The sequence below is a fragment of the Exiguobacterium sp. UBA3968 genome (assembly GCF_002385115.1).
Lineage (GTDB): Bacteria > Bacillota > Bacilli > Exiguobacteriales > Exiguobacteriaceae > Exiguobacterium_A.
Window position 1 is genome coordinate 1,323,863 of sequence record NZ_DGCW01000005.1, and the last position, 25,400, is coordinate 1,349,262.

30 protein-coding genes are annotated in these 25,400 nt (G+C 46.2%); 6 read left to right on the forward strand and 24 right to left on the reverse strand.

Annotated features, from left to right (window positions below; all coding sequences use genetic code 11):
- Positions 1-6: 6 nt before the first annotated feature.
- The 4 genes from B3S86_RS08685 to B3S86_RS08700 form a co-directional block, all read right to left on the reverse strand.
- Positions 7-363: a DUF3397 family protein gene (locus B3S86_RS08685; RefSeq protein WP_035406782.1), complete on the reverse strand. Its 357-nt coding sequence runs from the start codon at positions 361-363 to the stop codon at positions 7-9.
- Positions 360-1,169 (reverse strand): ketopantoate reductase family protein, encoded by an 810-nt coding sequence (locus tag B3S86_RS08690; RefSeq protein WP_035409503.1) that lies wholly within the window; start codon positions 1,167-1,169, stop codon positions 360-362. Before B3S86_RS08690 ends, B3S86_RS08685 begins: the two co-directional genes overlap by 4 nt.
- An 84-nt stretch (positions 1,170-1,253) precedes the next feature.
- Positions 1,254-1,427: a 50S ribosomal protein L32 gene (gene rpmF, locus B3S86_RS08695; RefSeq protein ID WP_012370841.1), complete on the reverse strand. Its 174-nt coding sequence runs from the start codon at positions 1,425-1,427 to the stop codon at positions 1,254-1,256.
- Between the two features lie 46 nt (positions 1,428-1,473).
- Positions 1,474-1,998, reverse strand: a complete 525-nt coding sequence (locus tag B3S86_RS08700; protein ID WP_023468813.1) for a YceD family protein — start codon at positions 1,996-1,998, stop codon at positions 1,474-1,476.
- 156 nt (positions 1,999-2,154) lie between these two features.
- Between B3S86_RS08700 and B3S86_RS08705 the strand changes: the two genes are divergently transcribed.
- Positions 2,155-3,306 carry a tRNA(Met) cytidine acetate ligase gene (locus tag B3S86_RS08705; protein ID WP_290751567.1) on the forward strand — a complete coding sequence of 384 codons (1,152 nt, stop codon included), beginning with the start codon at positions 2,155-2,157 and terminating at the stop codon, positions 3,304-3,306.
- Here B3S86_RS08705 and B3S86_RS08710 read toward each other — a convergent pair.
- The 5 genes from B3S86_RS08710 to B3S86_RS08730 are packed head-to-tail and all read right to left on the reverse strand — an operon-like array spanning position 3,279 to position 6,115.
- Entirely contained in the window at positions 3,279-4,277 is a 999-nt protein-coding gene (locus B3S86_RS08710; protein WP_290751570.1) for a SepM family pheromone-processing serine protease, read from the reverse strand. The two genes, B3S86_RS08705 and B3S86_RS08710, sit on opposite strands and share 28 nt — an antisense overlap.
- Positions 4,274-4,768 carry a pantetheine-phosphate adenylyltransferase gene (coaD, locus tag B3S86_RS08715; protein ID WP_056062364.1) on the reverse strand — a complete coding sequence of 165 codons (495 nt, stop codon included), beginning with the start codon at positions 4,766-4,768 and terminating at the stop codon, positions 4,274-4,276. The genes B3S86_RS08710 and coaD overlap by 4 nt, the downstream gene beginning before the upstream one ends.
- Complete coding sequence (gene rsmD / locus B3S86_RS08720; protein ID WP_081780349.1) at positions 4,765-5,346, reverse strand: 16S rRNA (guanine(966)-N(2))-methyltransferase RsmD; 582 nt, start codon at positions 5,344-5,346, stop codon at positions 4,765-4,767. The genes coaD and rsmD overlap by 4 nt, the downstream gene beginning before the upstream one ends.
- A gap of 46 nt (positions 5,347-5,392) precedes the next feature.
- Entirely contained in the window at positions 5,393-5,650 is a 258-nt protein-coding gene (locus B3S86_RS08725; protein WP_035406768.1) for a YlbG family protein, read from the reverse strand.
- 24 nt (positions 5,651-5,674) lie between these two features.
- A complete protein-coding gene (locus B3S86_RS08730) occupies positions 5,675-6,115 on the reverse strand; it encodes a YlbF family regulator (RefSeq protein WP_035406766.1) in 441 nt (146 codons plus the stop codon).
- Between the two features lie 92 nt (positions 6,116-6,207).
- Between B3S86_RS08730 and B3S86_RS08735 the strand changes: the two genes are divergently transcribed.
- Both B3S86_RS08735 and B3S86_RS08740 read left to right on the forward strand, forming a co-directional pair.
- On the forward strand, positions 6,208-6,984 hold the full coding sequence (locus B3S86_RS08735) for an ATP-grasp domain-containing protein (RefSeq protein ID WP_035406763.1): 777 nt from the start codon (positions 6,208-6,210) through the stop codon (positions 6,982-6,984).
- Between the two features lie 110 nt (positions 6,985-7,094).
- Positions 7,095-7,445: a YugN family protein gene (locus tag B3S86_RS08740; RefSeq protein WP_035406760.1), complete on the forward strand. Its 351-nt coding sequence runs from the start codon at positions 7,095-7,097 to the stop codon at positions 7,443-7,445.
- Between the two features lie 143 nt (positions 7,446-7,588).
- On the opposite strand, the gene B3S86_RS08745 is transcribed toward B3S86_RS08740, so the two are convergent.
- The 9 genes from B3S86_RS08745 to cyoE all read right to left on the reverse strand — a co-directional run bounded on the left by B3S86_RS08745 (position 7,589) and on the right by cyoE (position 14,882).
- Positions 7,589-7,846, reverse strand: coding sequence for a hypothetical protein (locus tag B3S86_RS08745; protein WP_035406757.1), 258 nt, complete (start codon positions 7,844-7,846; stop codon positions 7,589-7,591).
- 6 nt (positions 7,847-7,852) lie between these two features.
- A complete protein-coding gene (locus B3S86_RS08750; RefSeq protein ID WP_035406755.1) occupies positions 7,853-8,458 on the reverse strand; it encodes an SCO family protein in 606 nt (201 codons plus the stop codon).
- A gap of 12 nt (positions 8,459-8,470) precedes the next feature.
- On the reverse strand, positions 8,471-8,932 hold the full coding sequence (locus B3S86_RS08755) for a DUF420 domain-containing protein (RefSeq protein WP_290751586.1): 462 nt from the start codon (positions 8,930-8,932) through the stop codon (positions 8,471-8,473).
- 18 nt (positions 8,933-8,950) lie between these two features.
- Positions 8,951-9,856: a cytochrome c oxidase assembly factor CtaG gene (gene ctaG, locus B3S86_RS08760; RefSeq protein ID WP_035406749.1), complete on the reverse strand. Its 906-nt coding sequence runs from the start codon at positions 9,854-9,856 to the stop codon at positions 8,951-8,953.
- 131 nt (positions 9,857-9,987) lie between these two features.
- A complete protein-coding gene (locus B3S86_RS08765) occupies positions 9,988-10,317 on the reverse strand; it encodes a cytochrome C oxidase subunit IV family protein (RefSeq protein WP_035406746.1) in 330 nt (109 codons plus the stop codon).
- A 1-nt stretch (position 10,318) separates the two neighbouring features.
- Positions 10,319-10,948, reverse strand: a complete 630-nt coding sequence (locus tag B3S86_RS08770) for a cytochrome c oxidase subunit 3 (protein WP_035406743.1) — start codon at positions 10,946-10,948, stop codon at positions 10,319-10,321.
- 1 nt (position 10,949) lies between these two features.
- A complete protein-coding gene (ctaD, locus tag B3S86_RS08775; protein ID WP_052018991.1) occupies positions 10,950-12,818 on the reverse strand; it encodes a cytochrome c oxidase subunit I in 1,869 nt (622 codons plus the stop codon).
- Between the two features lie 35 nt (positions 12,819-12,853).
- The gene (gene coxB / locus B3S86_RS08780) at positions 12,854-13,885 is read right to left on the reverse strand and encodes a cytochrome c oxidase subunit II (RefSeq protein WP_081780348.1); all 1,032 of its coding nucleotides are present in this window, start codon (positions 13,883-13,885) and stop codon (positions 12,854-12,856) included.
- A 64-nt stretch (positions 13,886-13,949) separates the two neighbouring features.
- Positions 13,950-14,882 (reverse strand): heme o synthase, encoded by a 933-nt coding sequence (cyoE, locus tag B3S86_RS08785; RefSeq protein WP_035406737.1) that lies wholly within the window; start codon positions 14,880-14,882, stop codon positions 13,950-13,952.
- A 324-nt stretch (positions 14,883-15,206) separates the two neighbouring features.
- On the opposite strand from cyoE, the gene B3S86_RS08790 reads away from it, so the two are divergent.
- Entirely contained in the window at positions 15,207-16,100 is an 894-nt protein-coding gene (locus tag B3S86_RS08790) for a COX15/CtaA family protein (RefSeq protein ID WP_052018990.1), read from the forward strand.
- Positions 16,101-16,148: 48 nt separating this feature from the next.
- Here the strand turns inward: B3S86_RS08790 and B3S86_RS08795 are convergent, their stop codons facing one another.
- From B3S86_RS08795 to B3S86_RS08810, 4 genes are all read right to left on the reverse strand, one after another.
- On the reverse strand, positions 16,149-17,504 hold the full coding sequence (locus B3S86_RS08795; protein ID WP_290751599.1) for a cryptochrome/photolyase family protein: 1,356 nt from the start codon (positions 17,502-17,504) through the stop codon (positions 16,149-16,151).
- Between the two features lie 75 nt (positions 17,505-17,579).
- Positions 17,580-21,014: a pyruvate carboxylase gene (locus B3S86_RS08800; protein ID WP_056062369.1), complete on the reverse strand. Its 3,435-nt coding sequence runs from the start codon at positions 21,012-21,014 to the stop codon at positions 17,580-17,582.
- The gene (locus B3S86_RS08805) at positions 21,007-22,278 is read right to left on the reverse strand and encodes an FtsW/RodA/SpoVE family cell cycle protein (RefSeq protein WP_035406728.1); all 1,272 of its coding nucleotides are present in this window, start codon (positions 22,276-22,278) and stop codon (positions 21,007-21,009) included. Before B3S86_RS08805 ends, B3S86_RS08800 begins: the two co-directional genes overlap by 8 nt.
- A gap of 71 nt (positions 22,279-22,349) precedes the next feature.
- Positions 22,350-22,628, reverse strand: a complete 279-nt coding sequence (locus B3S86_RS08810) for a YlaN family protein (RefSeq protein ID WP_023468835.1) — start codon at positions 22,626-22,628, stop codon at positions 22,350-22,352.
- A gap of 123 nt (positions 22,629-22,751) precedes the next feature.
- On the opposite strand from B3S86_RS08810, the gene B3S86_RS08815 reads away from it, so the two are divergent.
- Entirely contained in the window at positions 22,752-23,213 is a 462-nt protein-coding gene (locus B3S86_RS08815) for a hypothetical protein (RefSeq protein WP_056062372.1), read from the forward strand.
- Positions 23,214-23,251: 38 nt separating this feature from the next.
- Here the strand turns inward: B3S86_RS08815 and B3S86_RS08820 are convergent, their stop codons facing one another.
- Positions 23,252-24,568 carry a PhoH family protein gene (locus tag B3S86_RS08820; protein WP_035406722.1) on the reverse strand — a complete coding sequence of 439 codons (1,317 nt, stop codon included), beginning with the start codon at positions 24,566-24,568 and terminating at the stop codon, positions 23,252-23,254.
- Between the two features lie 40 nt (positions 24,569-24,608).
- Entirely contained in the window at positions 24,609-25,061 is a 453-nt protein-coding gene (locus B3S86_RS08825) for a hypothetical protein (protein WP_290751608.1), read from the reverse strand.
- A gap of 117 nt (positions 25,062-25,178) precedes the next feature.
- On the opposite strand from B3S86_RS08825, the gene B3S86_RS08830 reads away from it, so the two are divergent.
- Positions 25,179-25,382, forward strand: coding sequence for a YlaI family protein (locus tag B3S86_RS08830; RefSeq protein WP_035406716.1), 204 nt, complete (start codon positions 25,179-25,181; stop codon positions 25,380-25,382).
- Positions 25,383-25,400 lie beyond the last annotated feature (18 nt).

The window sequence follows — 25,400 nt, forward strand, 5'->3', positions numbered from 1 at the left end:
AACTCGTCAGCTGATGAACAGTTGACGTATACCGAGCACGAACAACACGAAATGAACGGGTAACGCTAGCAAGATGATGATCCGCCAACTGTGCCGAATCATTTGTCTTAAATCGACATCAAGTTGCCGAATCCGTTGCCAGAGCGCGTTCAACGCAAACACTACCAACACGACGATGACGATCCATCCTAAGTAATTTGTTCCGGTCAAGGCAATCAATGCGACATGAATGGCATATAGAACGATGAATGTCCCAACGTCGAGTGCGAATCGGACTGCCTTCCCGTGTTTTCGAAACAGAAGTAAAAAGATGAGATACAACGCAAGTAGGCTGAATAAAGGAAAAATGATGAAGACCGTCACTGCGGACCCTCCCTCTGTTTGATCTGTTCATAATAAAAAGATAAACGTGGCGTCGCAGTCGTCGCCTGACGTAACGCGTATCCAAGTATCGGTTCCACTTCTGTTTGGCGTCCTTGCTCAAGATCTCGTAACATCGAAGAACGATTTTTACTCGTGTTCTCCATGATTCGCTCGATTTCGGAATAAGTAATGCTATGATTCGGAAAAATCGTCTGCATTTCGTCAAATAATTGACGTGCTTCTTGTCGATAAGGCATTTCTAACAAGGATCCATTCTCAACACCGTAATATGCCGTCACTGGATTGATGACGACGTTGATGAACAGTTTCGTCAATAAGACCGCTTCCATATCCGACTCGAATTCAAAACGGAGCTGTATTGACGACAAGTTCGAAATTTCTTGATTTCCATATCGAATACGTCCTTGTCCAGTATGCCTGACTTCAAACGGCGCAGTGCGCATGGCTCCATGTTCGACGACACCGAATAAGACTTGCGGCAATTGCTCTTTCCATTTCAAATGATCCATTCCATTTTGCAGGAACATGACGGGACACGTCAGCCGTTTGAGGAATGGAATCACACTTTTTATATCATACGACTTTGTCGCTACAAACACCAAGTCTTCTGACTCGAGTCGATCAATCTTCCGGATTCGTACAAGTCGACTTGCCTGTCCATCGCGAATGATCGAACGTTCCTCTTCTTGTTCTTGTCGAGTATAGAGCGTGACTGCATGCTCTTCCGATAAATAAGAGGCAAGCAATAAACCGATGGCTCCCGCGCCAATGATTCCAACGTTCATCTTCATCATTTCCCCTTTCATGAAAAAAGCGACCCCAAAACCGATTTCTCGATTCGAAGGTCGCTTTTATACCGATCAATCAGCTTACTTGCTGACGATTTCTTTACCTTTGTACGAGCCACATGCTTTACAAACACGGTGTGAAAGTTTCATTTCACCACAGTTTGGGCACTCGACCATACCTGGTACACGGAGTTTGAAATGAGTACGGCGAAGACGTTTGCGTGTTTTCGACGTTCTGCGGAATGGTACTGCCATCGTTGTCCACCTCCTTGAAAAAATACACTCGCCTTTACTTCAGAAATCAGGAATCCTGATCTTTTTTAAAGAACTGAGCGAGACCCGCGAGTCGCGGATCGATTTTTGGTTCGGTTTCCTCTGGATCCTCTTCAGAAAGAATCGTCCAGCCTTCCCCCTCAACCAACTGATTCTCTTCATCATCCCCATGCACTTGCACTGGCACATGAAGTAAAATCAATTCTTGCACGAGCGGTCGAAGATCGACCGTATTCCCGATCGGCACGTTGATGTCATCTGCTTCGTTCGAAACAGCATCAACCTCGAGCAGGAATGGCTCGATGGATTCAATCTCGAATGGATAAGCGACGTCATTTAGCGTCCGGGCATCCGGAAGCGTCATTTCGCCGGTAATCCGGAGATTGAATATTAATTGATTCGATGTAAACGATGCATTTGCACGAACGTGCACAGGTTGCACCGCCCGGATATCCGGATGGAGGGCGACTAGCTCATTGAGCTCGATCGTCTCGTTAACCTGAAGTTGACCCAGATTGCGCAATTTATTCAATTGCATCAGGGACCATTTCATCCGAATCACCTCAATTGCAACAATATGAATTATAGAGAGGACATCTTGTTTTGTCAATGTTTTTTCTTTACACTGAAATCGCTAGAGAACGAACACTTTTGGACGTCTTTATCCATATTACCGCACTTAATTCGGTTTGCAAAGGAGAAAGTTTTCATGAGGATGACAGCTATCATTTCAGAGTACAATCCGTTTCATAATGGACACTATTATCAAGCGACGACAGCACGACGGGAAACGGATGCCGACGTCATCGTCGCCATCATGAGCGGGACGTTCATGCAACGTGGTGAGCCCGCTTTTACAGACAAATGGACACGTGCTCAAGCAGCAGTCGCAAGTGGTGCCGTTGATCTCGTTCTTGAACTCCCCTTTTATTTTGCCGTCCAACGCGCAGATCGGTTTGCGCTCGGTGGGGTGACGATCGCTGAGACGATTGGTTGTGAGTCACTTTCGTTCGGAAGCGAATGTGGAGACATCCATCCCTTTTTGCATGCGGCATCGGAACAAATTGAAGAGACTCTTGCATATAAGCAAGCGTTACGTGACGGATTAACAGCTGGTCTTTCTTCTGCTCACGCTGCTAGTCAAGCGTTCAAGAGTGTCTCACAGACGCTTGATTTGACACAACCGAACAATACACTTGGTTATTATTATGCTCGCGCCGCGAAGACCGTTTCGCTTCATACGACAAAACGAATTGGAAGTGGCTATCATGACCTATCAACCGGAGCTATCATGAGCGCCACTGCGATACGCGCCCATTACCAGACGCACGGTCAGCTGCTCGCACTTCCCGAACAGACGGAGGACGTCCTTACAAACGCTTCTTTCGCTCATTTTTCGCACTATTATCCATGGATTCGACAACGCCTATTGACGACTCCCGTATCTGAGTTGATACGAATCGCCGGAATTGATGCTTCACTAGCTCCTCGTCTCATCGAAGGTGCCAAACAAGCAGAGACGTTCGATTTCTTTTTAAATCACGTCAAAACACGTCGTTATACGCGTACAAGCCTGCAGCGTGCCATTGTCTATCTGTTGACTTCAACGACAACGGAAGAGGTCGCACGGATTGATTATGATCATGTTGATTTCGTTCGCCCCCTCGCTTTTTCAGAACAAGGACGACTGGCACTTAAGAGTATCAAAACGCGTGTCCCTGTTTTAAGTACGTTCACGAGCCATCCTTGGCTAACAAAAGAAAGCCAAGTGACAGCTGCATACGCACTGCCCTTGGCTCGCTACGACGCGTTGCTCGAACACCGTCGTTTTCCTTATTTCGCTGGAAGTTCTTCCAAATAATCAATCGCATCTTCAACTGTCTTGATCGGAACGAGCTTCATGTTCGTTCCGAGTTTTTTAATGGATGGTTTTGCTTCTTTGTAGTTCTCTCCTGCTGGTACGAACATGATTTCAGCTTCTGCCTCGTCAGCAGCGACTACCTTTTGCCACGCACCACCGATCGGTCCAACTTTACCGCCTTCTTCAATCGTTCCTGTACCGGCAATCTTATGTCCTTTCGCCAAATCACCCGGCGTCAATTGATCATAGATTTCAAGCGTGAACATCATTCCTGCAGAAGGACCACCGACATCCTCGATCTGAAACTTAATAGCGGGGTCTGTCGTTACGTTTGAGATCGGTAATGGTTCATAAATACCAAGTCCGACACGTTTGACTTCTTTCGACAACTGATCCACTCGAATCGTCGTCTTCTTGACTTCCGATTTACGCGTGAACTGAATTGGAACGGCTGTTTTTGCTTTTTTCGATTGAATCGTCTTCATGAAGCCATCAAATGACGTAATCGATTTCCCATCGACGCCCGTGATCCGGTCTCCAGCTTTCAGTTTCCCTTCGGCTGGACCACCTGGAATGACACCGGACACATAGACTCCTTTAAAGTCGATATCGACCTTTTTATCAGCTAATTCATAGGCCTCGATCGTCGCATTATGTTGTGCTTCTTCCATGTATAGTTTCTGACGTGTTTCATACTGTGCATCTGACTCTCCGTCGTACAAATAATCACTTACGCTCGACGTTTCGGAAAACGGTAGGAAGAGGCTTTCTACGAGGAAGTAAGGGGTTGCTCGACGTTGGGCGATCGTCAGCATCATCAAATCGCCTGGCTCCTTGTCACCCCCAGACACATCAATCAAATCTTCAGTCGATGTCGCATCACCTGGATAGGAGATAAAATACGGAAGTGGCACGAAAAACACGAGCAAGGCAGCAATGACCGCTGCTAAGGCGGGTTTCCAAGCTTTCATCGCAGTTCTCCTCTCGTATATCTCTGACGTAGCGCCTCTTCGACGGAAGATGGCACGAGATCAACGACGGAAGCACCGTATTTGGCCGCTTCCTTGACGATCGAAGAACTTAAGAAGGAATACTGGTTATTCGTCATCATGAACAGTGTCTCGATTTGATCGTTCATCTTTTTGTTGATGGATGCGACCTGCATTTCATACTCAAAGTCCGAGACCGCCCGTAGACCACGGACGATCGCGGTTGCGCCGACTTCCGCTGCGTAATCGACGAGCAAACCATTGAAGGAATCGACCTTGATATGTGGTAGATGCGACGTCACATCTGCAATCAACTCCATCCGTTCCTCAACAGAAAAGAGCGGTTGCTTCGAAGAATTGTTCAATACGGCAACGATGATCTCATCAAAAATCGGAACAGCCCGTTCAATGATGTCTAAATGTCCGTTCGTGATTGGATCAAAGCTCCCTGGGCAAATGGCGATTCGTTTCATACGTGGTCTTCCTCCGCTTCCATAAATTCATATAACGTGATTGAGATGACAGCGGAATAACGAAGTCGACGAACGACCTCTAGCCGTCCGATCCGGTCCGGTAATACAACAGCAGAGTCATGTTCACACACGATGACACCATTGTCTGTCAGCATGTCGTGTTGCTCTATGTACGTGACGTGTTCCGTCAGTCGTTCTTTTGCATAGGGAGGGTCTAAATAAATTAATTTAAATGGCTTTTCGGAGGCTAGTTCCGTCAAGGCGATCGTAACGTCTTTTTTCAACACACGTGCTTGATCCGTATAGTGCGTCGTCTGCAAGTTATCTTGAATGGTCTGAATGGCTTTATGGTGTTGGTCGACGAATACCGCCTCATCGCATCCTCTCGAAAGAGACTCGATGCCAAGACCACCACTACCCGCAAACAGATCAAGCGCTCGTCCTCCATTGAAATAGGGACCGATGACGTTGAACAACGATTCTTTTACTTTATCCGTCGTCGGTCGTGTCTGATCCCCTGGTACTGCTTTTAGCCGCGTTCCTTTCCGTTCCCCTGAAATGACTCGCATTTCCTTCATTCCTTTCAACAAAGAAGCGACGAGGATGTCCTCATCGCTCCTTGGATTATGCTTCTTCTTGCATTTTACCTTTTTTATTCGCGAACGTCTCCGTGATGAACGGTCGTTCTGAACGTTTGATCGATTCGACGAACGGAAGAGTCGAAATGACTTCCATCACCTGTTCATGCTGATCTAAATCGACATACAGATGCACGTATCGTTCACGTTTAGACGTAAAGTAGACGTTCCCGTAACGGCGTAATTGACGGGATGCTTTCATCGCATTGACATAGACGATGAGTCCCACTCGTTCCTTGATCACGCCAGCCTGCCCCCTTCATCTTCATTATCCGCTACAACTGCAACTTCCACCGGTCGAACAGCCTCCGGCACATCCTTGGTCAAAGAATGGATTCCCCGTTGGTACTTTGATTTGCGGTGATACTTCACCAGCGAGTTTCAGACTAATTTGTCCAAGTAGCGTCTCGAGTTGTTTTTCTGCTTTTTTAAACTGCGCGACTTCCTCTTGTAGATCAAGTCGACGTTTGACTTCATGGACCTTTTTTGTGATCGTCTGATAGTCCGGATGGTACCGTCCAAATCGTTGCACGAGTTCGTAATCTTCTTTGACTTGATGAAAGTCTCGAATGACGGACTGTGCCTCCACTGACTCTTGCTGTGCTTGTTTCGCACATCTATATGCTTGCCCCGTTTCACTTTGAGCGAGAGATCGAATGAGGTCTTCCGCTGCGTTGATGAGGTCAATCGTCTTATCGGTATATATCACAACGAATCTCCTCCTTAACTTTACCATCTTATCATAACATTTCTCTCCCTCCTAGCCCGTTGAATTGTGTATAATTTGTTCAGAAGGAAGGAATGAACTTTATGCAACTGCTCTCTTTTAATATGTTCCGGACGATTGGAATCAAGACGGAACATGCCAAATCAGATTATCACTTTGATTCCTTGAAAAAGATTGAACAGGCGGACGTCGTCTTGTTCCCGGAATACTGGCAAATCCACTCGATCATCTATGGAATGAAGAAGCCGATTTTTCCATCTGCCGCTACGTTCCACCTAGGTCATGACAAAATCGAGATGACTCGGATTTTTCAGACCGTCATTCCGGACAATATCCCTCGGACAGGCATCTACGGGAAAAATGAGTTCACGGTCGATCGAGTCTTACGTGAATTTTCGTTTCCGTTCGTCGCTAAGACAGTCCGTAGCTCGATGGGGCAAGGTGTTCATCTCATCAAAAATGAAGCGGACTGGAAGAAATACACGGATACACACGAGACGTTCTACATCCAAGAGTACATTCCGAACGAAAAGGATTTACGTGTCGTCGTTGTCGGTGATCAAGTCCTCGCGGCATATTGGCGCGTCGGTGGTGCACAGTTCTTAAATAACGTCGCTCAAGGTGGCGTCCTTGATTTCGATGATGTGCCTCAAGGTGCAATTGATTTCGTGCTCGCGCTTGCGAAACAGCTTGATATCGATCACGCTGGTTTTGATCTTATCATCCGCGACGGACAATGGTACGTTCTCGAGTTCAACGTCTTCTTTGGTGGTGAAGGACTTAATCACCTCGGCATTCATGCACCAGATACGATCCTTGAGTACGTTGAACGAAAATACGGAAGTTCATGAATTCTTCAAAATGACTTCACAACTTTTACGTCATCGTTTCATTCATTATGGTATGATAGTTTGGAAAGACTAGTATCTACTAGCAAACTGGGGTATAGGGGGATTCAAACATGAAGTTTGAACAATATGGCATCGAAGGCAAGGAACTGAAGTTCGGTCTTCTTGAAACAATTATGGATCATCACCGTTTCGTTCGCGAAGGGCAATGGGATTACGAACGTGCGATGTACGACATGAAATACGAAAAACAATCAACAGGCGAAGTATTCTATCTCCGTGTTCCAGTCTATGCGATCCAAGGTGAGATCGAAGACCGTCACGCTGTCGTCCGTATGATGACACCACTTCTAGGGAAACATTACTATCCACACGGCGTCGAGTATGATGAGACGTTCCCACCGGAAATCGTCAAGGACTGCGAACGTCGTTTAGCAGCACTGCTTGAAACACTTGAAAAATAAGCTACACGTAGAGGTTCCAATCGGGACCTCTATTTTTTTCGGTCTTTTTTCCAATAAAAAAGCCGATGACTTCGTACTACTTATGAAGTCATCGGCTCATTACCTATCTGTATAGTGATTGCGCAGCGTTCGTGTGTTTTATCTTAGCGCGTGACGAATTGTACGTAAGATACGACGTCATCGCCGAGTTGAATCTTAAGTTGTTGACGTACATGTTGATAGAGCGCATGCAGTGACGTCGCTGAGACATCCACTTTTACACTAAAAGCAATCTCTTCCCAGTCCATCCGTTTAATCCTATAGTGTCGAACCCCGTAATCTTCGATCGTACAAGCGAGTAACTCCTCGATTGCTTGAACAGAGACGATCACATCTCCTTGCATGTAATCTTCATAAGTCATCTTCCTTCACTCCTTTGCTAGTTGTGTGACTGAAGACATGACTTCTTCCAAGTCGACTGGTTCGTCCGGTGTCTTCGCCATCGAAGAGATCGCCCGAACTTTGTTCTCACGGTCTAAAATAAACATTTGCGTCCCGTGTGTCACTAAGCCGCTTTCTGCTTTTGAATAATAGAAGTTCAACTGACGTGTCAGACGATCGATGACGACTGGGTCTCCTGTCAGTACTCTCCATCCTTCAGCATCTGCTTCGAAGTTGGAAGCATATGTTTTTAAGACTTTCGGTGTATCGACTTTCGGATCGACTGTCACTGCAACGAGCTCGACGTCACTTCCATATAGCTCTTCGCTACGAAGCTTTTTCTCTAGTTTCCGATAATCATTTAGCGTCAACGGACAAATATCAGGACAGTTCGAATAGAAGAATGTCAATACCTTGACCTTTCCATCTTCCGAGTTAAACGACTTACCGTTCACGGCGTTCGTTAATTCAAATGGTGTCGGTTCAGCGATAACAGGCAATTTTTCTTTCATGAAGAAATAATAATATCCCCCGGCTGCCGCAACTAAGATGAGGACAACGGCAGCAACCGTCAAGTAACTATTTTTTTTCAAGTTGGCTCCCCCTTAATGACTCCAGATCGCCCGGAATACGTTCGTCGTCTCACCAGGATCGTAGACGACATATAATAGACAATAGACGATGACGCCGGTGATTGCCGTCAAAAACCAAATGATCGAAGCAACTGGTCCGATTTTACGATGACGCGCAAAGTTCTTCTTATAGGCATGATAGAGCGCCATCAATCCAAGCACCCCACCGGATGTCGCAAGTAGGATGTGGAAAATCAAGAATCCTGTGTAATATGGCTTGACGGATGCAGGACCACCAAAAGCGGTATTACCAAGTAGAATCGTCCGTAAGGCGTACATAATGAAAAACAGTAAAGCGAGTGCAGCAGCGATTGTCATCACGGTTTGGTGAGCTTTCATGTTGCGACGTGTCTGAGCAATCAAGAACCAGCCAATCGCTACGAAAATCGCACTGATGACAATCAGCGATACACAAATCAACGGCAAATAACTCATGTTCCAACTTCCTCCAATTTAATCCGCTTTTGGTGTGAAGGACATGCCTTCATCCACGGCAGTACTTTTCGAACGGCGTACCCATGTAAAGAAGGTCAATCCGAAGAATAGACCGTATACGAGTTCTTGACCGAGCTTCATCAGGACACCACCGAAGCGTTGATCCTCTAGTAAGTCATCAGTCGTTCCAAGCAATCGTTCCAGATTCAACCCGCTCAAATCATTGTTCGGCATACAGTAAGCGAGTACTTTCGCGAACGTCGCTGGATCCTGATACGCTTGATACTGGAAACTTTGACTGAAGATCATGAACGCACAAGCAGGTGTCAATAAGACACCGTTCGCGACGATATAGACCATCTTCTTCAGGTCAGACAAACTATCGTTTTCGTTGACGGGTGCAATGATCGGATACCACATCGTCATGCTCAAGAAAATAAGTGTTCCATGGAACAGACGGTGAACGGTATAGTTCGTCAGGACATAATCAAAAATAAATGGCATATGATAAAACGTAAACAAGGCATTAAAGACGACGAGTGCAATCAACGGCTTGACGAAGAAACGAAGAATCTTCCCAAGATACGGTATATTGAACAAGCGCTTATAAAGCCACTCTGGTAGTGCAATCAACAAGAGCGGCGGTGCGACCATATAGACGAATACCATCTGCAACATATGTGCAGAGAAGGTGATATGCGCTAGCAGGTCTAACGGACTTCCAAAACCGATGTAAAAAACGACCAATGCCGCGAGCATCGAAAATTTTTGTCCGAGCGTTGTTTCCGGCTCGTCCGGACGACGCAGCTTTTCTGTCACGACAGCATATAGGATATACAATCCAACGAGTATCAACGCATAATACGGACTCCATAAGACAGTCCATTCGAATTGCGAAAGTGCTCCCCTTAAATTGCCTAACATATTTCTTCACCCCGTTCCTTTCTCTTACAAACTAAGATTACCGTTCCCCTATTTCATTGTAAAGGTTTCTCATAAAACGATTCCAAAATAAAAGACCATCCTGCTAAACGTTAGCAGAATGGTCACATTTCTTACCAGATTAACAGACGGAGCGTTGCGACGATTGTCAAGGCGACGAATATACCAAGACCCATCATAACTTTGATCCATGTGTTGCCTTTATTGTTCATGTGCATGAACATATAAAGCTGGAGATAAACTTGAACGATTGCCATGATGATCAAGAATCCACCAGCTGCCCAGTGAGGCATGAGATCTGCCATGACTGCACCGAAAGCGATGAGCGTCAAGAAAATCATGAGTGCGAAACTGATGAGTTGCAGTTGAGTCTCACGACCACGTTCTGCTTTCATTTCGAGTTCGACTTGATTGCGTGTTAATTGCGGTTCGTGTTTTTCCATCTTATTTCACCATCCCCATGAGGTAGACGACTGAGAAGATAAAGACCCAGACGACGTCAATGAAGTGCCAGTAAAGACTTGAAACATAATACTTCGGCGCGTTCACGACTGTAATGCCACGATTCCAGTTCCGGATCAACAATGTCGAGATCCAAAGAAGACCAAATAAGACGTGTCCACCGTGGAACCCAACGAGTGTATAGAAGGCAGAACCAAATGCACTCGACGTAAACGTATGACCGATGTGGTAGTAGTGATTGAACTCATAGATCTCACCACTTAAGAATCCAAGACCGAGAAGCAATGTGATGATGAGCCAAAGCTTCATCTTTTTCACATCGTTACGTTTCATTGCCATCATTGCAAGAACGCTTGTCAACGAACTTGTCAAGAGGAGCATCGTCATGATGAAGACGAGACCCATTTCGAAGATGTCATAACTGCGTAGACCTTCTTTAGCACCGGAGTTATGAAGTCCGATGTATGTTCCGAAGAGAGAGGCGAACAAAGTCGTCTCTCCTCCAAGGAAGAACCAGAAGGCTACATATTTATTCTTACCCTCAAGTGTTGCTTTTTCAACATGATCCGGAATACCCGTGATCGGGTTGTTTGGTACTGAATGATGACCCATCTTACTTCGCCTCCTTTTCTGCTTCAAGGCGTAGATCTTCTTCGACGACTGATTTCGGGATGTAGTATCCTTCATCGTCGATCCAAGAACGGAAGAACATCGCGATGAATGTCATCGCAAGACCGATCAAGGCAATGACCAGACCGACAGTACCGTAATCTAGGCGAAGAATGAATCCAAGACCTGCAAGGAACAGACCGACTGACATAACGAACGGCAAGATCGAGTTGTTCGGCATGTGGATATCACCGACTTCTTCCGAAACAGAGACTGTTTTGTTACCTGCCATTTTTTCGAGCCAGTACGTATCTAAACCTTTGACGAGTGGAATTTGTGCGAAGTTGTATTCTGGAGTTGGAACAGGAAGTGTCCACTCAAGCGTACGTCCATCGCCCCATACGTCGCGTTTTACATATTCTTTTGACATCAATGCGGCAACGATCGAGATGACGAGAATGATCGTCGACACACCCATGAAGGCTGCACCGATTGAAGAAAGTAAGTTCATTGTTTCCCAGCCTTGGTTTGGCAAGTACGTGAAGACACGACGTGGCATACCTGTAAGACCAAGAATATGTTGTGGGAAGAATGTCAAATGGAAGCCGATGAAGAACAACCAGAATTGAATTTTACCCCAGAACTCGTTGAGTTGTTTCCCGAACATGAGTGGGAACCAGTAGTAAAGACCTGCGAAGAGACCAAAGACGACCCCACCAACGATAACGTAGTGGAAGTGGGCAACGACGAAATAACTGTCGTGGTACTGATAATCGGCAGGTGCTACTGAAAGCATGACCCCTGTCATACCACCAACAAGGAATGATGGAATGAAGGCGACCGAATAAAGCATCGCGACTGGGAACGTCAACTTCCCGCCCCATAGCGTAAAGAGCCAGTTGAAGATCTTGACCCCTGTCGGTACAGCGATCGCCATCGTCGCTACTGCGAAGATCGCGTTCGCAACCGGACCGAGACCGACTGTGAACATGTGGTGAACCCATACCATGAATCCGAGGAAACCGATCAACATCGTCGCAAAGACCATCGTCGTGTATCCGAAGAGACGTTTACGAGCAAACGTAGGGATGATTTCAGAGAAGATACCGAATGCCGGTAAAATCAAGATGTAAACTTCCGGGTGACCGAAGATCCAGAAGAGGTGTTCCCAGATGACGATGTTCCCGCCCGCTGCCGGGTCAAAGAAATGCGCTCCGAAGAGTCGCTCGAACGTCAAGAGGAACAATCCAACCGTAAGTGGTGGGAATGCGAAAACGATCAAGGCAGAAGCAACGAATGCTGTCCATGTGAAGAGCGGCATCCGCATCAGTTTCATACCTGGTGCACGCATGTTCAAAATCGTAACGAGGAAGTTGATCCCCCCCATAAGTGTACCGAAACCAGAAATCTGTAACCCGAGTGAGTAGAAGTCAACACCAAGCGACTCTGGTACTGTCGAGAGTGGTGCGTAAGCTGTCCACCCTGCGTTTGGCGCAGCGCCGAAGAACCACGAAAGGTTCAGTAAGACTCCACCAAAGAAGAACAACCAAAAACCAAGTGCATTTAAGAATGGGAACGCAACATCGCGTGCTCCGATTTGAAGCGGTACTGCTGCGTTCATGTAACCGATCAACATCGGCATCGCTGCCAAGAAGATCATCGTCGTACCGTGCATCGTGATCAATTGGTTAAAAAGTTCACCGCTGACGAAATCGTTCATCGGTTTAATCAATTGAAAACGAATCATTAGGGCTTCTACGCCACCAACTAGAAGGAAGAACAATCCAGAGATGATGTAGAGAATCCCGATTTTCTTATGGTCGACTGTCGTTAGCCAGTCCATGATGCCGCTTTTTTTCTGCGGCATACCCATAGTATGTGTCCCCACTATGATTCCCCCTTAAAAAATTATTGGAGCTTTTTGTCCAATAGATAATCTGCCAATTCGCTCAATTCTTCATCGCTGATCTTATCTTCAGAGAATCCAGGCATTTTTGTACCTTGTTTCTCTTTTTGTGGATCGCGAATCCATTTTTCGAGGTTTTCTTTATCATGCTTGAGGTAACCCGCGATACGCTGACGATCACCGAAGTTCGTCAAGCTAGGTGCGACTTTCCCGCCGCCATGACAGCTGAGACAGTTCTGGGCGTAGACTTGCTCACCAGTCGTCCAGTTCTTTTCATTCTTTTTATCAAGCTGTTTTGTTTCTGCTTCTTTTGCAGATTTCATGTCTTTCAACCATTTGTCGTAGTCATCCTGCTCCATCGCAACGACTTTAAAGTCCATCAATGCGTGAGAAGGACCACACAACTCGGCACATTTACCGTAGTACGTGCCTGCTTCTTTTGCTTGTAACCACATTTCGTTATCAAGACCTGGGTTTGTATCTGTCTTACCAGAAAGAGCCGGTACCCAGAATGAGTGAATGACGTCTTTAGACGTCAAGTTAACCGCAACACGTTTACCGACTGGGATGACAAGTTCTTGTCCTGTCGAAACACCTTTGTCTGGATATTCGAATTCCCACCAGTAAAGGTTCGCTGTAACGTTGATTTGTTCGTTTTTCTTCGCTTCTTTTGCATCCGCAAGTTCAACCGTTGTTTTGATCGTCGGAATTGCAAGAACGATCAAGAGAAGGATCGGAATAACTGTCCAGATGATTTCAAGCGTGTGGTTCCCTTCGACTTGCTTCGGAACCGTGTTATCACCTGATTTACGACGGAATTTCATAAGTACGTAAATATAAATGACGGCTACGATCGCAAGGACGAACAACATGACCCACAAGCTAAGCTTGATGATCTCAAGTTGCATTTCAGCGCCTTCTCCGCGAGGCTGTAGCGCAGACAATTCCGGAATTCCACAACCTGATAACATGAGTGCCATCAAGCCGATTGGAAGAAGCCGGAAGAGCATTTTTACTGATTTTTTCACAACCATCCCCACTTTCTTTGTCCCCAATTTTGTCTTTCGTAATGGTGTACGTGAATTATGTCAAATCGTTTTAGAAAGAAACGAGTACGACCGTCACGATCCAAGCCGTGAAATAAAACAGTGAGAAGAAGAACATCTTCGACGCCCATTTGATTTCGGCTTGTTCATCTTGGATCTTCAGACCTTTCAGTCCCATATAGAGCCAATATCCACCGAGCAATGCCATGACGATCATGTAGATGATGCCATAGTGTGCTAAGAGGAGTGATGATGGAATAAGTACTGCAATCCACCATACAATTTGTCGTTTCGTGATCGCGAATCCGTTTACGACAGGTAACATCGGGATACCTGCTGCCCGATACTCCTCTGTCCGTCGCATCGCGAGTGCGAGGAAATGTGGTGGTTGCCACACGAACATGATGAGGAATAAAATCCACGCATCAATGTGAAGCGTCGGAGTGACTGCCGCAAATCCAATGATTGGTGGCACAGCTCCTGATATACCACCTACGACTGTATTGATCGTGTGTGTTCGCTTTAACCACATCGTATAAATCACGACGTAAACGAATGATCCGATCAATCCGAACACTGCCGCCACATGGTTGACGATCAACAACAATACCGTACCGGTCGCAAGAATCCCGAGTCCTAGCGCGAGTATTCGCTGTCCATCCATCTTCCCAGTAACGCTTGGTCTTCCCATCGTCCGTTCCATCTTATAATCGATGTCCCGGTCAATGTAGTTATTGAGGTAGCAACTTCCGGCAATGACTAATCCACTCCCGAGAAGCGTCCACAGTAACATCCACTTGGTTTGCCATAGATACAATAGGACATCATCCGTTATGTACGATGCCGCTACGACATACCCTGCGAAGACCGTAATCAGATTGGCACGGACGATCCCCATTTTTGCTAGGGTGATATAGTCCTTGAATGTGGGCTGATCCGCCTGCTCGATTGCCATATCCAGTGCCTCTCCAGTAACTTTCGCCATGCTGTTCCCTCCTTTTCACCATCTGCTTCCGTGTAGCACCTAGGCTTCACGTAATTTCTTCACAGAAATAACACAGACATGCCACGAAACGTCCTTTTCTCTATAAAAGATACCACATATTTAGGACCGTGACGTATGAAAATACTTTCGACATAATGAACAAAATGTGAAATCTATGTGATTTTCATCACAGTTCACCATATTTACCTAATACTAGAATAGCGTTGTTCTAAAAGATTGCAAGCGTTTCGAGACTTTTTATGCGATACTAGTCCTATGGAAATCCATGTATTTCGTATTTTTTAGAAAGGTGGTGTCCAAATCTTGAATCGAAAGCTTTCGATGTTTTCAGCCTTCGTCACGTTTACGATGATGATCGTCTTGCTGATGGGTGGGACAGTCACAAAAACGGACTCGGGAGATGGCTGCGGAACAGATTGGCCACTCTGTCATGGGGAACTCATCCCGACAAACCCAAGTGTTGAAACGATGATTGAATATAGTCACCGCGCTGTGACCGGAGTCGTTGGACTCCTAATCATCGCCTTATGTCTCTGGACGCTCGTTGCCTTTAAGGATCGATTAGATACGAAGATTTTTGCATTTCTTGCCTTCATCTTCATGTTGATTCAATCCATCGTCGGAGCAGGAGCTGTCGTTTGGCAACAATCAGATCTCGTCATGGCGTTACATTTTGGTATCTCCTTGATTTCCTTTGCTGCCTTATTGATTTTAACGATATTGATCATGGAGCGTCCTGGTCAGGAATTCAGGGAATCTGTCCCAGCATTCTTGCGGAAGCTCTTGTACGGTCTGCTCGTCTACACGCTGATCGTCGTCTATACTGGTGCTTACGTTCGCCATGTTGGCGCTACATATGCGTGTGTGGGTTGGCCCGTTTGTTCCCAACCGTCGATGACGTTCGAAGCCTGGGTCCAAATGATTCACCGAATCATGGCTGGGCTATTATTCCTCTATACGTTGTTCGTTCATATTACAGCCATTCGCTTAAAACACCGGACGACGACAATCGGCATGGCATTCGCGACGTTCTTCATCTCGTGTCAAGTTGCTACAGGTGCTTGGATCGTTCTCGGAGGGCATGCAACATATGTACCGTTACTGCACGCCTTCTTGATTACGTGTTATTTCGGTGTCTTATCCTACTTGACGTATCATGCATTCCGAACACGTAAAGCAAATAGCCGTCTTCAATAAGGTCGTAAAAAAAAGGATGTTCCTCCGCTGAGGAATATCCTTTTTTCATTATTTGAATCGAGCGATTGCACGCTTTCGCGCTTCATCATGTGCAACGATTGGTTCTGGGTATCCAGAGTCTTCTCGTTGTTGCTGCGTCGGTTCATGAATATATTGCTTCGACAGATCTTTGATTTCCGTGACATACTGCCGAATGAACTCTCCGTCCTTATCGAACTTCTTTGATTGTGTCGTCGGATTGAAGACTCGGAAGTACGGTACGGCATCCGTCCCGACCGATGCCGCCCATTGCCAACCACCGATGTTCGAAGCCGCTTCATAATCGACGAGTTTCTGTTGGAAATAACGTTCCCCTTTTTGCCAATCGATCAATAGATCTTTTGTCAGGAACGACGCGACGATCATCCGCAGACGATTATGCATCCAACCGGTTTGGTTCAATTGACGCATCGCTGCATCGACGATCGGATAGCCGGTTTTCCCTTCACACCAAGCCTTGAATCCGTCCTCGTTTTCTTCCCAATCGATTTCTCGGTACTGGGTGTTGACCGCTTGTCGTTTCGATTCCGGGAAGTGCATTAAAATCATGTAATAGAACTCACGCCAGATGAGTTCGGTGATGAACGTCTGCTTCCCTTTCGACTCTTTTGCATCTTGAATAGCTGCATAGACCGTTCGAATCCCGATCTCACCGGTCCGTAGATAACGTGAGAGTAAACTCGTACCGTCCATCGCTGGAAGATCACGATTCTCTTCGTAGTTTTCAAGCGATTGCTCGATGAATTTCTTTAAGCGTTGTTTCGCTTGCTTCTCACCCGGATGAAATGCCGCATCAGACTGTGCCTTTTTAAAATAGGCATCAATGAAACTATTAGTGTGCTGGCGCTTATGATAATGATCCCGTAGCGTTTGCCACTTCACATCATAGGGTGTTGGAATTTCTTTTTTCAGGAACGCATTCTTATACGGCGTGAATACTTTATAGAACTTTCCATCCTGCTTTTTAATGTCATGTGGATGGAGCAGATGCCGGTCTAACAAGCGCTCCGTTTGTCGTTCCTTACGTTTTTTGATGATTCCCTCATCCCGCGCCTTGAATGGTTCGACATATTCCGCGTTGAATAACAGAACGTCCGCATCATTGGTTGCATCTAAGAAAGCTTGTTCATCGCCTTCGATGAAGCGAATCGGCATCTCTTTTTCTTTACAATCATCTGAAAACAATTCGAGCGCTTGAAAGAAATATTGTTGCCGCGCTTCATATTCTCCAATGTAATCTGGATTGAGCCAAAAGACGAACTCGACTGTCGCTTTTGGATTTTCCTTCAGTAATTCAATCGCACGTGCCAACATGTGGTTGTCTTGTAATCGAAAATCGCTTCGAATCCAACAAATAATGTTCAACCGTATCCTCTCCCATTACATATTGAATGAAAAACAGGCAGCCCGCCGAGCGTGCGCCTGTTTTTCATTGTGACCTTATACGAATTCAATCAATAAGTCTTGACTCGCAATAGCTTCGCCTTCTTTAACATGGACGGCTTTGATCTCACCGTCTTCTGGTGCTTGGATCGTCGTTTCCATCTTCATCGCTTCCGTAACGAGAAGTTGTTCTCCTTTACGGACACGAGTGCCTGTCTCAACGAGTACCTTCAGCACACTACCCGGCATCGACGCACCGATCTGTTTTGCGTTACTTCGATCTGCTTTTGGACGGCTTGATGAACTTTCCTTAATACTGATGTCCTTGACTTCGACTTCACGAGGAACACCATTCATCTCATAATAGATTGTCCGCATCCCGTGATCGTCTGGCTGACCGATTTGAATCAACTTGAGATATAGTGTCTTCCCTCGTTCAATTTCGACCTCGATCGTTTCGCCTAGGCGCATACCGTGGAAGAATGTATTCGTATCAAGAACCGAGATATCGCCATATCGCGCGACATACGAACTGTAGTCCATGAAGACTTTTGGATAGAGCGCGTAAGCGAGAGCATCAAATTCAGTGACTGGTCGTTCAAGTTTCTCAAACAACTCATTTTTTATTGCATCAAAGTTGAGTGGTTGCATCATCTTACCAGGACGTTCCGTCAACGGAGCAGCTCCCTTCAAGATGGCACGTTGTACTTCTTGCGGGAAACCGTCCGGCGGAGTTCCGAGTTCGCCCTTCATCAGTTCAACGACTGAATCCGGGAAATCAAGTCCACTTGCTCGGTGCAGTACGTCTTCTTCCGTCAGATGATGTTGGACCATGAAGAGCGCCATGTCTCCAACGACTTTCGACGACGGTGTGACTTTAACGATATCGCCAAACAACATGTTGACACGCGCATACATTTCTTTGACTTCAGACCAACGATCCGCAAGCCCGACCGCTTTTGCTTGTTGCTGTAAGTTCGAATATTGCCCACCCGGCATCTCATGATCGTAGACGGTTGGATTTGGTGCGATCATATCAAGTTCGAATGCTTGATACAAATGACGCACGTCCTGCCAATAGTCCGAAATCTGTTCGAACTTCTGTGCTGAGACGAGTGGTTGACGTGGATGACCACTTAGGGCATGAATCAAGCTACCACCCGCTGGCTGACTCGTCAGTCCTGACATACTTGATGCCGCGACGTCAACGACGTCGACCCCGGCATCGATCGCACGCGCATACGTATAAATCCCGTTTCCACTCGCATCATGGGTGTGAAGATGGATTGGTAACGATACTGCATCTTTAAGTGCCGATACAAGCGCATAGGCTGCTTCCGGTTTCAAGAGACCCGCCATATCCTTGATGGCAATGATGTGAGCACCGCTCTCTTCCAGTTGTTTCGCCAGATTGACGTAATACGGCAGATGATATTTCGGACGATTCGCATCGAACAGATCCCCTGTGTAACAGACAGCTGCTTCCGCGATTTTACCTGTTGGCAAGACCGCATCGATGGCGAGTTGAATTGATTCCGGGTTGTTCAAGCTGTCGAAAATCCGGAAGACATCGACTCCCGCTTGCGCCGCTTCCTTGACGAAGGTATGGATGACATTGTCTGGATAGTTCTTGTAACCAACGCCGTTCGCACCGCGAAGTAACATCTGAATCAGGACGTTCGGCATCTTTTCACGCAATTTCATCAGACGAACCCATGGATCCTCTGATAAGAATCGATACGCGACATCAAACGTTGCCCCTCCCCATGCCTCGACTGAGAACAATTCAGGAAGCAGTTTCGCTTCCGCCTCTGCGATCGCAACGAGATCCTTCGTCCGCATTCGTGTCGCAAGTAACGATTGATGAGCGTCACGGAATGTCGTATCCGTTAACAAAACGTTGTCTTGTGCTTTCAACCATTTCGCGACAGCTTCCGGTCCTTCTGCATCAAGGATCGCTTTTGCGCCTGGCGTGTAGTCTGCCGGAAGATTTTTTGGAATTCGGACGTCACGCGCAAGTGGCTTGTCCAGTTTTCCGATTCCCGGGAATCCATTGACGGAAACCTCTCCGATGTACGTCAACAGCTTCGTTCCCCGGTCTTGACGTTTTGGGAAGATGAATAATTCTTGTGTATCATCGATAAACGATGTATTGTAATCGCCGCTGACGAACGCGTGGTGTTTCAAGACATTGCTCAAGAATGGGATGTTCGTCTTAATACCACGAATCCGGAATTCACTTAAGTTTCGACGCATTTTCGCGACCGCTTGGTCATACGTCAAACCGTGCGTCGAGATTTTAACGAGCAACGAGTCATAATACGGTGAAATTTCTGCTCCGACATAGGCATTCCCACCATCGAGACGTACACCAAAGCCGCCTGGTGAACGATACGCTTTAATCTTACCTGTATCCGGCAAGAAGCCGTTCTCTGGGTCCTCTGAAGTAATTCGGCTCTGGATCGCAAAACCAAGCATCTTAATCTCTTCTTGTTGTGGAATGCCGACAAGGTCGCTATGTAACGATTCGCCTTCAGCAACACGGATTTGAGTCTGAACGATGTCAACGCCTGTGATCATCTCCGTAATCGTATGCTCGACTTGTACACGTGGGTTGACTTCGATGAAATAGAACGATTCATCTTGTGTGACGAGAAATTCGACCGTACCCGCATTTTCGTATCCGACATGTTTCATCAACGTGACAGCCGCGTCACAGATCTTTTTACGCCCTTCTTCTGAAAGCGTGACACATGGCGCCACTTCGACGACTTTTTGGTGACGTCGTTGTACGGAACAGTCTCGTTCAAACAAATGAATGATGTTTCCATGTGCATCCCCTATGATTTGGACTTCAATATGTTTTGGTCGTTCGATTAATTTTTCAACGTAAATTTCATCCGAACCGAATGCTTTTAAAGCTTCAGATTTCGCTCGTTCAATCATGTCTGGAAGCTCTTCTTCTGTCCGGACGACACGCATACCACGTCCACCACCACCAAGCGATGCTTTGACCATGAGTGGATAGCCTGCTTCTTTTGCGAACGCATACGCTTCATCAATTGATGAGATCGGACCATCTGTTCCTGGAATGACAGGAAGACCTGCTTCAATTGCAGTCGTCCGTGCCCGTACCTTATCTCCGAACTTATACAGGTGATCTTCTTGCGGCCCGATGAAAATGATTCCTTCTTCGCGGCAACGTTTGGCTAGCTCAATATTCTCAGAGAGGAATCCATAACCAGGATGGATCGCATCACATTCGGCTTTTTTCGCTGTTGCGATGATATCTTCAATGTCGAGGTAGGCTTCGATCGGTTTTTTTCCTTCTCCGATCCGGTACGCTTCATCGGCTTTATAACGATGAAGAGAACCCATGTCCTCTCGTGAATAAATAGCAACGGTACGAATACCGAGTTCTGTCGCTGCACGGAAAACGCGAATCGCGATCTCCCCGCGGTTTGCTACGAGAATCTTCTGGATTTTAGTCAACTGATGCTCCCCCTTTAGTTAATGAGCTCGTGGCACTCATCGAACGTGCAGTTTGCACTTCTTTATGATAAGCCACCCGATATTTGTTTTGCATAGAAATGTTTGCCATTACACCAAGCATCGTACTCATGACGAGTAACGATGACCCACCGTAACTGATGAATGGCAAGGTGACACCTGTACCTGGAAACAGACCAGACATGGCTGCAATATTGATACATGTCTGGATGAAAATAATACCGGAAATCCCAAGTGCGAGCATGCTCGAATAAAGTGAGACACACCGGTTAGCGATGATCGCCCCTTGAATCATCAGGTAAAACAATAGACCGAGTACGACAAGGACCCCGATGAAGCCGAGTTCTTCCGAGATGATCGACATGATGTAGTCGGTTTCAGGCTCTGGCAGATAACCATACTTTTGAAAACTATTCCCAAGACCCACTCCGAACAATCCCCCATGGGCAATCGATATGACGGAGTTGATGAGCTGATATCCCTTACCTTCTGCGTCAAGAAAGGGATTCAAACTCGCTTGAATCCGTTGCATCTGATTATCCGAAAAATTGTTCCATGCGTACAAGAAGATGATCGGAACGGTAACGACACATAACATGATGTAACCACTCGGTAATCCTACTGCAAATAAAATCATCGCCGTGATGAGTAACAGAATGAATAATCCGCCGTCATCCGGTTGCATACGAATGATGATCGCGTAAGGTGCAAGTAACACAAGCATTGGAATCAAGATCCAGTCCGAGAAACTAAGTAAAATCCGTTTTCCGGGGGACGTCGCTGGAATTTGACGATGGATGAAGTGATGGACAATCCCAATCACGCCATCCATCTTTCCTTTGTGCTTTTGATCAAAATAACTGGCAAGCCCGACGACGAGCACGAATTTACAAAGCTCGATTGGTTGAATTAAGAAGATACCGAAGTTCAACCAGGCGCGAGCTCCGTTTAGGGGAGCCGAAAATAGTGTTGCCATCAGCATCAACCATGTAATCGCGTACAAGAGTAAACGAATGACTGGTCCACGAAATACTTCATGATTCACTTGCGAAACTAAAAGGAACAGCACGATGGCCATCGCATCGAACATCAACTGCTTCTCAAAGAAGGACGTATTCGCATAATCGCCACCGTTCCAAACGCTGGCACTATAGACCATGACTGTACTGATCGCCATGAGGATGAGCATCGTAAAGAAGAGACCGTAGTCAAAAAATGCTCGTTTTTCTTTAAACTTCGCTAACATATGTACACGTCCTTTTTTTCGTTTTCTAAAAAAAAATACCCAAACGCCGCATTTCACGTTTGAGTAGAAAATCAGCACGTCTCCGCATCATGTAAATCAGATAATTGCTGTTCAAGTGATTCGAGCAACTGTTTCCCTTCACCCGCATCAATCAGTTCAAGACGTACCGCAAAATCAATCTGACGGGACAATCCGAACATTTGTGTATCCAATACTTCCTCGTAAAGAGGACATTGTGGCATCGTTAAATTCGCAAGCTGGACCTCGATCAACCGGCGGATTTTTTGTGCATCCGCTTCTAGTAGCTCAAGAGCGCGCTGGCGATGAACTGTCTCGATTTCAGTTGACAATCCAATCCCTCCTCATCAAATGACGCGTTCCTGTTATAGCTAAACTTTACCTTACTTTCGCCAACAATTCAACGTTTCGGTATAATGGATTTGTTGGACTTACACATTTAGGGGGTATAACAAATGATTTTTCCGATTAACGGTAAAGTACGGCACCAGTTGACGATTGATCCGACAGTTTGGATCTTTGATGAACGAAAGGTTGCGATCGAGAAGATTGGCCAACCAGCAGATACGAGCGAACAAGAGGCGTACTACGCGAAAATGGGGGCAGCGTGGGATAAAGGCATCATGGAAGGCAGTCGTACGGATCATAATCGTCCGATGACACGCGCTGAAAAAGAAGCCGCGCTTCAAGGGTCATTCGCCATGGCGCTCGCACCGTTCATCCGGAATGCTGAACTCTTACCGGAAGCGACCGCTATTCGTTTCGAAGGTGAAGAAACGGTCGAACTTCCACTTGAGCAACTCGACGAAGTATACCTGCAGTTCTCACAAGACGGCAAAGTGTTAGCAGATGGACCCGTTCACCTGTTGCACGGACAACGGATCGTCAAATCTGTTCACACGGTTACCGTCATATAAGGAAAACGTGGTGCGCCTGAATAGACGCACCACGTTTTTTATAATAAGTCGGCTGCGAGGCGCGCCAGATTCGAGCGTTCCCCTTTGACGAGTTTGACGTGTCCCGTCATTTTCTCATTTTTAAGGCGTTCTACGGCGTAGGATAAACCGTTCGAATATTCATCTAAATACGGGTGATCGATCTGTTGCGGATCACCCACTAACACGATTTTTGAGTTTTCACCGACACGTGTTAAAATCGTCTTGACTTCGTGTTTCGTCAAATTCTGCGCTTCATCGATGATGATGAATTGCCCCGGCATGCTCCGTCCTCGAATATATGTCAACGCTTCCAGTTGAATCGTCTTCATTCCCGCGAGAATGTTACCAAGTTCGTCTCCTGATCCCGTATTAAAGAGATGTTCGAGGTTATCGTAGATCGGTTGCATCCACGGACGAAGCTTTTCCTCCATCTCACCTGGCAAGTAGCCAATATCATTTCCCATCGGCACGACTGGACGAGCAACGACAAGTTTTTTATATTTATGCTCGTCTTCTACTTGCAGGAGCCCCGCAGCGAGTGCAAGTAAGGTCTTTCCGGTACCTGCCTTCCCAACGAGTGTAACGAGCGGTACATCGTCTCGAAGTAATAACTCAAACGCCATCCGTTGTTGAACGTTTCGGGGAATAACACCCCAGACTTGATCGACATCGATCGAAAGTGCCCGGATGATCGGCAAATTCTGATCAACGACAGCAATGGCAGAGGCTTTTGACATATTACTTTTTAGAATGATGAATTCATTTGGTTGCACTTTTTCCGGCAATACATCAACTGAAAGTCGTTTATCCTGATAGAAAGCATCGATATATTCCTGATCGACGGTCACTTCGATGAATCCTGTATAAAGACCAGTCAAGTCAGCGATATGATCCGTCATATAGTCCTCAGCGACTAATCCATACGCATCCGCTTTAACGCGGACTAAGATATCTTTTGAGACGAGAATGACATCTCGTGGCGTCGCTTCAGTTTGTTGTTCACGATGAATCGACCATGCGAGCTCGATAATCTTATTATCGTTCGATTCATGGATAAACGGCGAGCCCTCGTAAATGGAGTCACCGATATCGACGCGAAGAATGCCACCGTTACCAAGCGGAACTCCCGCATGAAGCTGACCGGTTTCCCGCAATTGGTCTAAAATGCGAGCTGTTTCTCGTGCGTTGCGCCCCACCTCATCCATGTTGCGTTTTTTTCCATCCAGTTCTTCTAGTACGATCGCTGGTATGACGACATCATGCTCTTGAAACTGAAAGAGAGAAAGTGGATCGTGCAACATGACATTGGTATCAAGTACGTATATTTTTTTCATTCCATCGTTCGCCCCTTTAGAGTCGAGTTTGTGATGAATGTTACGCTTTTAGGATGCGATGAACAAGTTGATCCAACCGTTCAGCTGCCTGTTCATCGTATGTTTTTTCAATGGTCGGTCGTTGTGTGACAGCTGCTCCGTAAAATAAGATGTCACGTACCTCTTCGACGCGCCCCTCATAAAAAGAGAGCGAAAGTGGAAGTGGTTCTTGCGGCGTAAACACCTTGACGTCCGTACACGTTAAGCTGTGTGTCGACTGCTCTGCAAAGAAGATCAAGGTGAAAACCGGATGTTCTCGTAACGTTTTGACGAGATGAGAATCTGCTTCGATCGCAAAACGAACCGTTTGTGAATCCTTCGCATATACCCAACTAATTGCATGTGTGATCGGCCAATGTTTGGATTGATCATGCGTGATCAAAAAAACAAGTGGTAATTGTGATAACGCATCTAGTTGATGTGAGCTGAGATGTTGCTCTACTTTATTTGCCATGACATCACCTCCTCTATGACTTAGTGATGATATTTCGAGATATACTTCTCGATTCCCTTTTTTACATCTGAATAATCTTCTAATATGATATACTAAGAAAAAAAGGGAGGACCCGACATGCGAGTGAAATGTACGATTTGCGATAAGCGTGAGACGATTGATGATTGGTCCTTCACGGCGAAGCGATTACGCAATAAACCAGTTCGTGTCCATCTATGTGATGAGTGTCGATCTCGCGTAGAAGAACGGACACTCGAACGCCATGCCTCTGGACAATTTCATTTATACCCTACTTGGGAAACAAAACGAAAACACTGGTAAATAAAAGGTCTGTGGGAA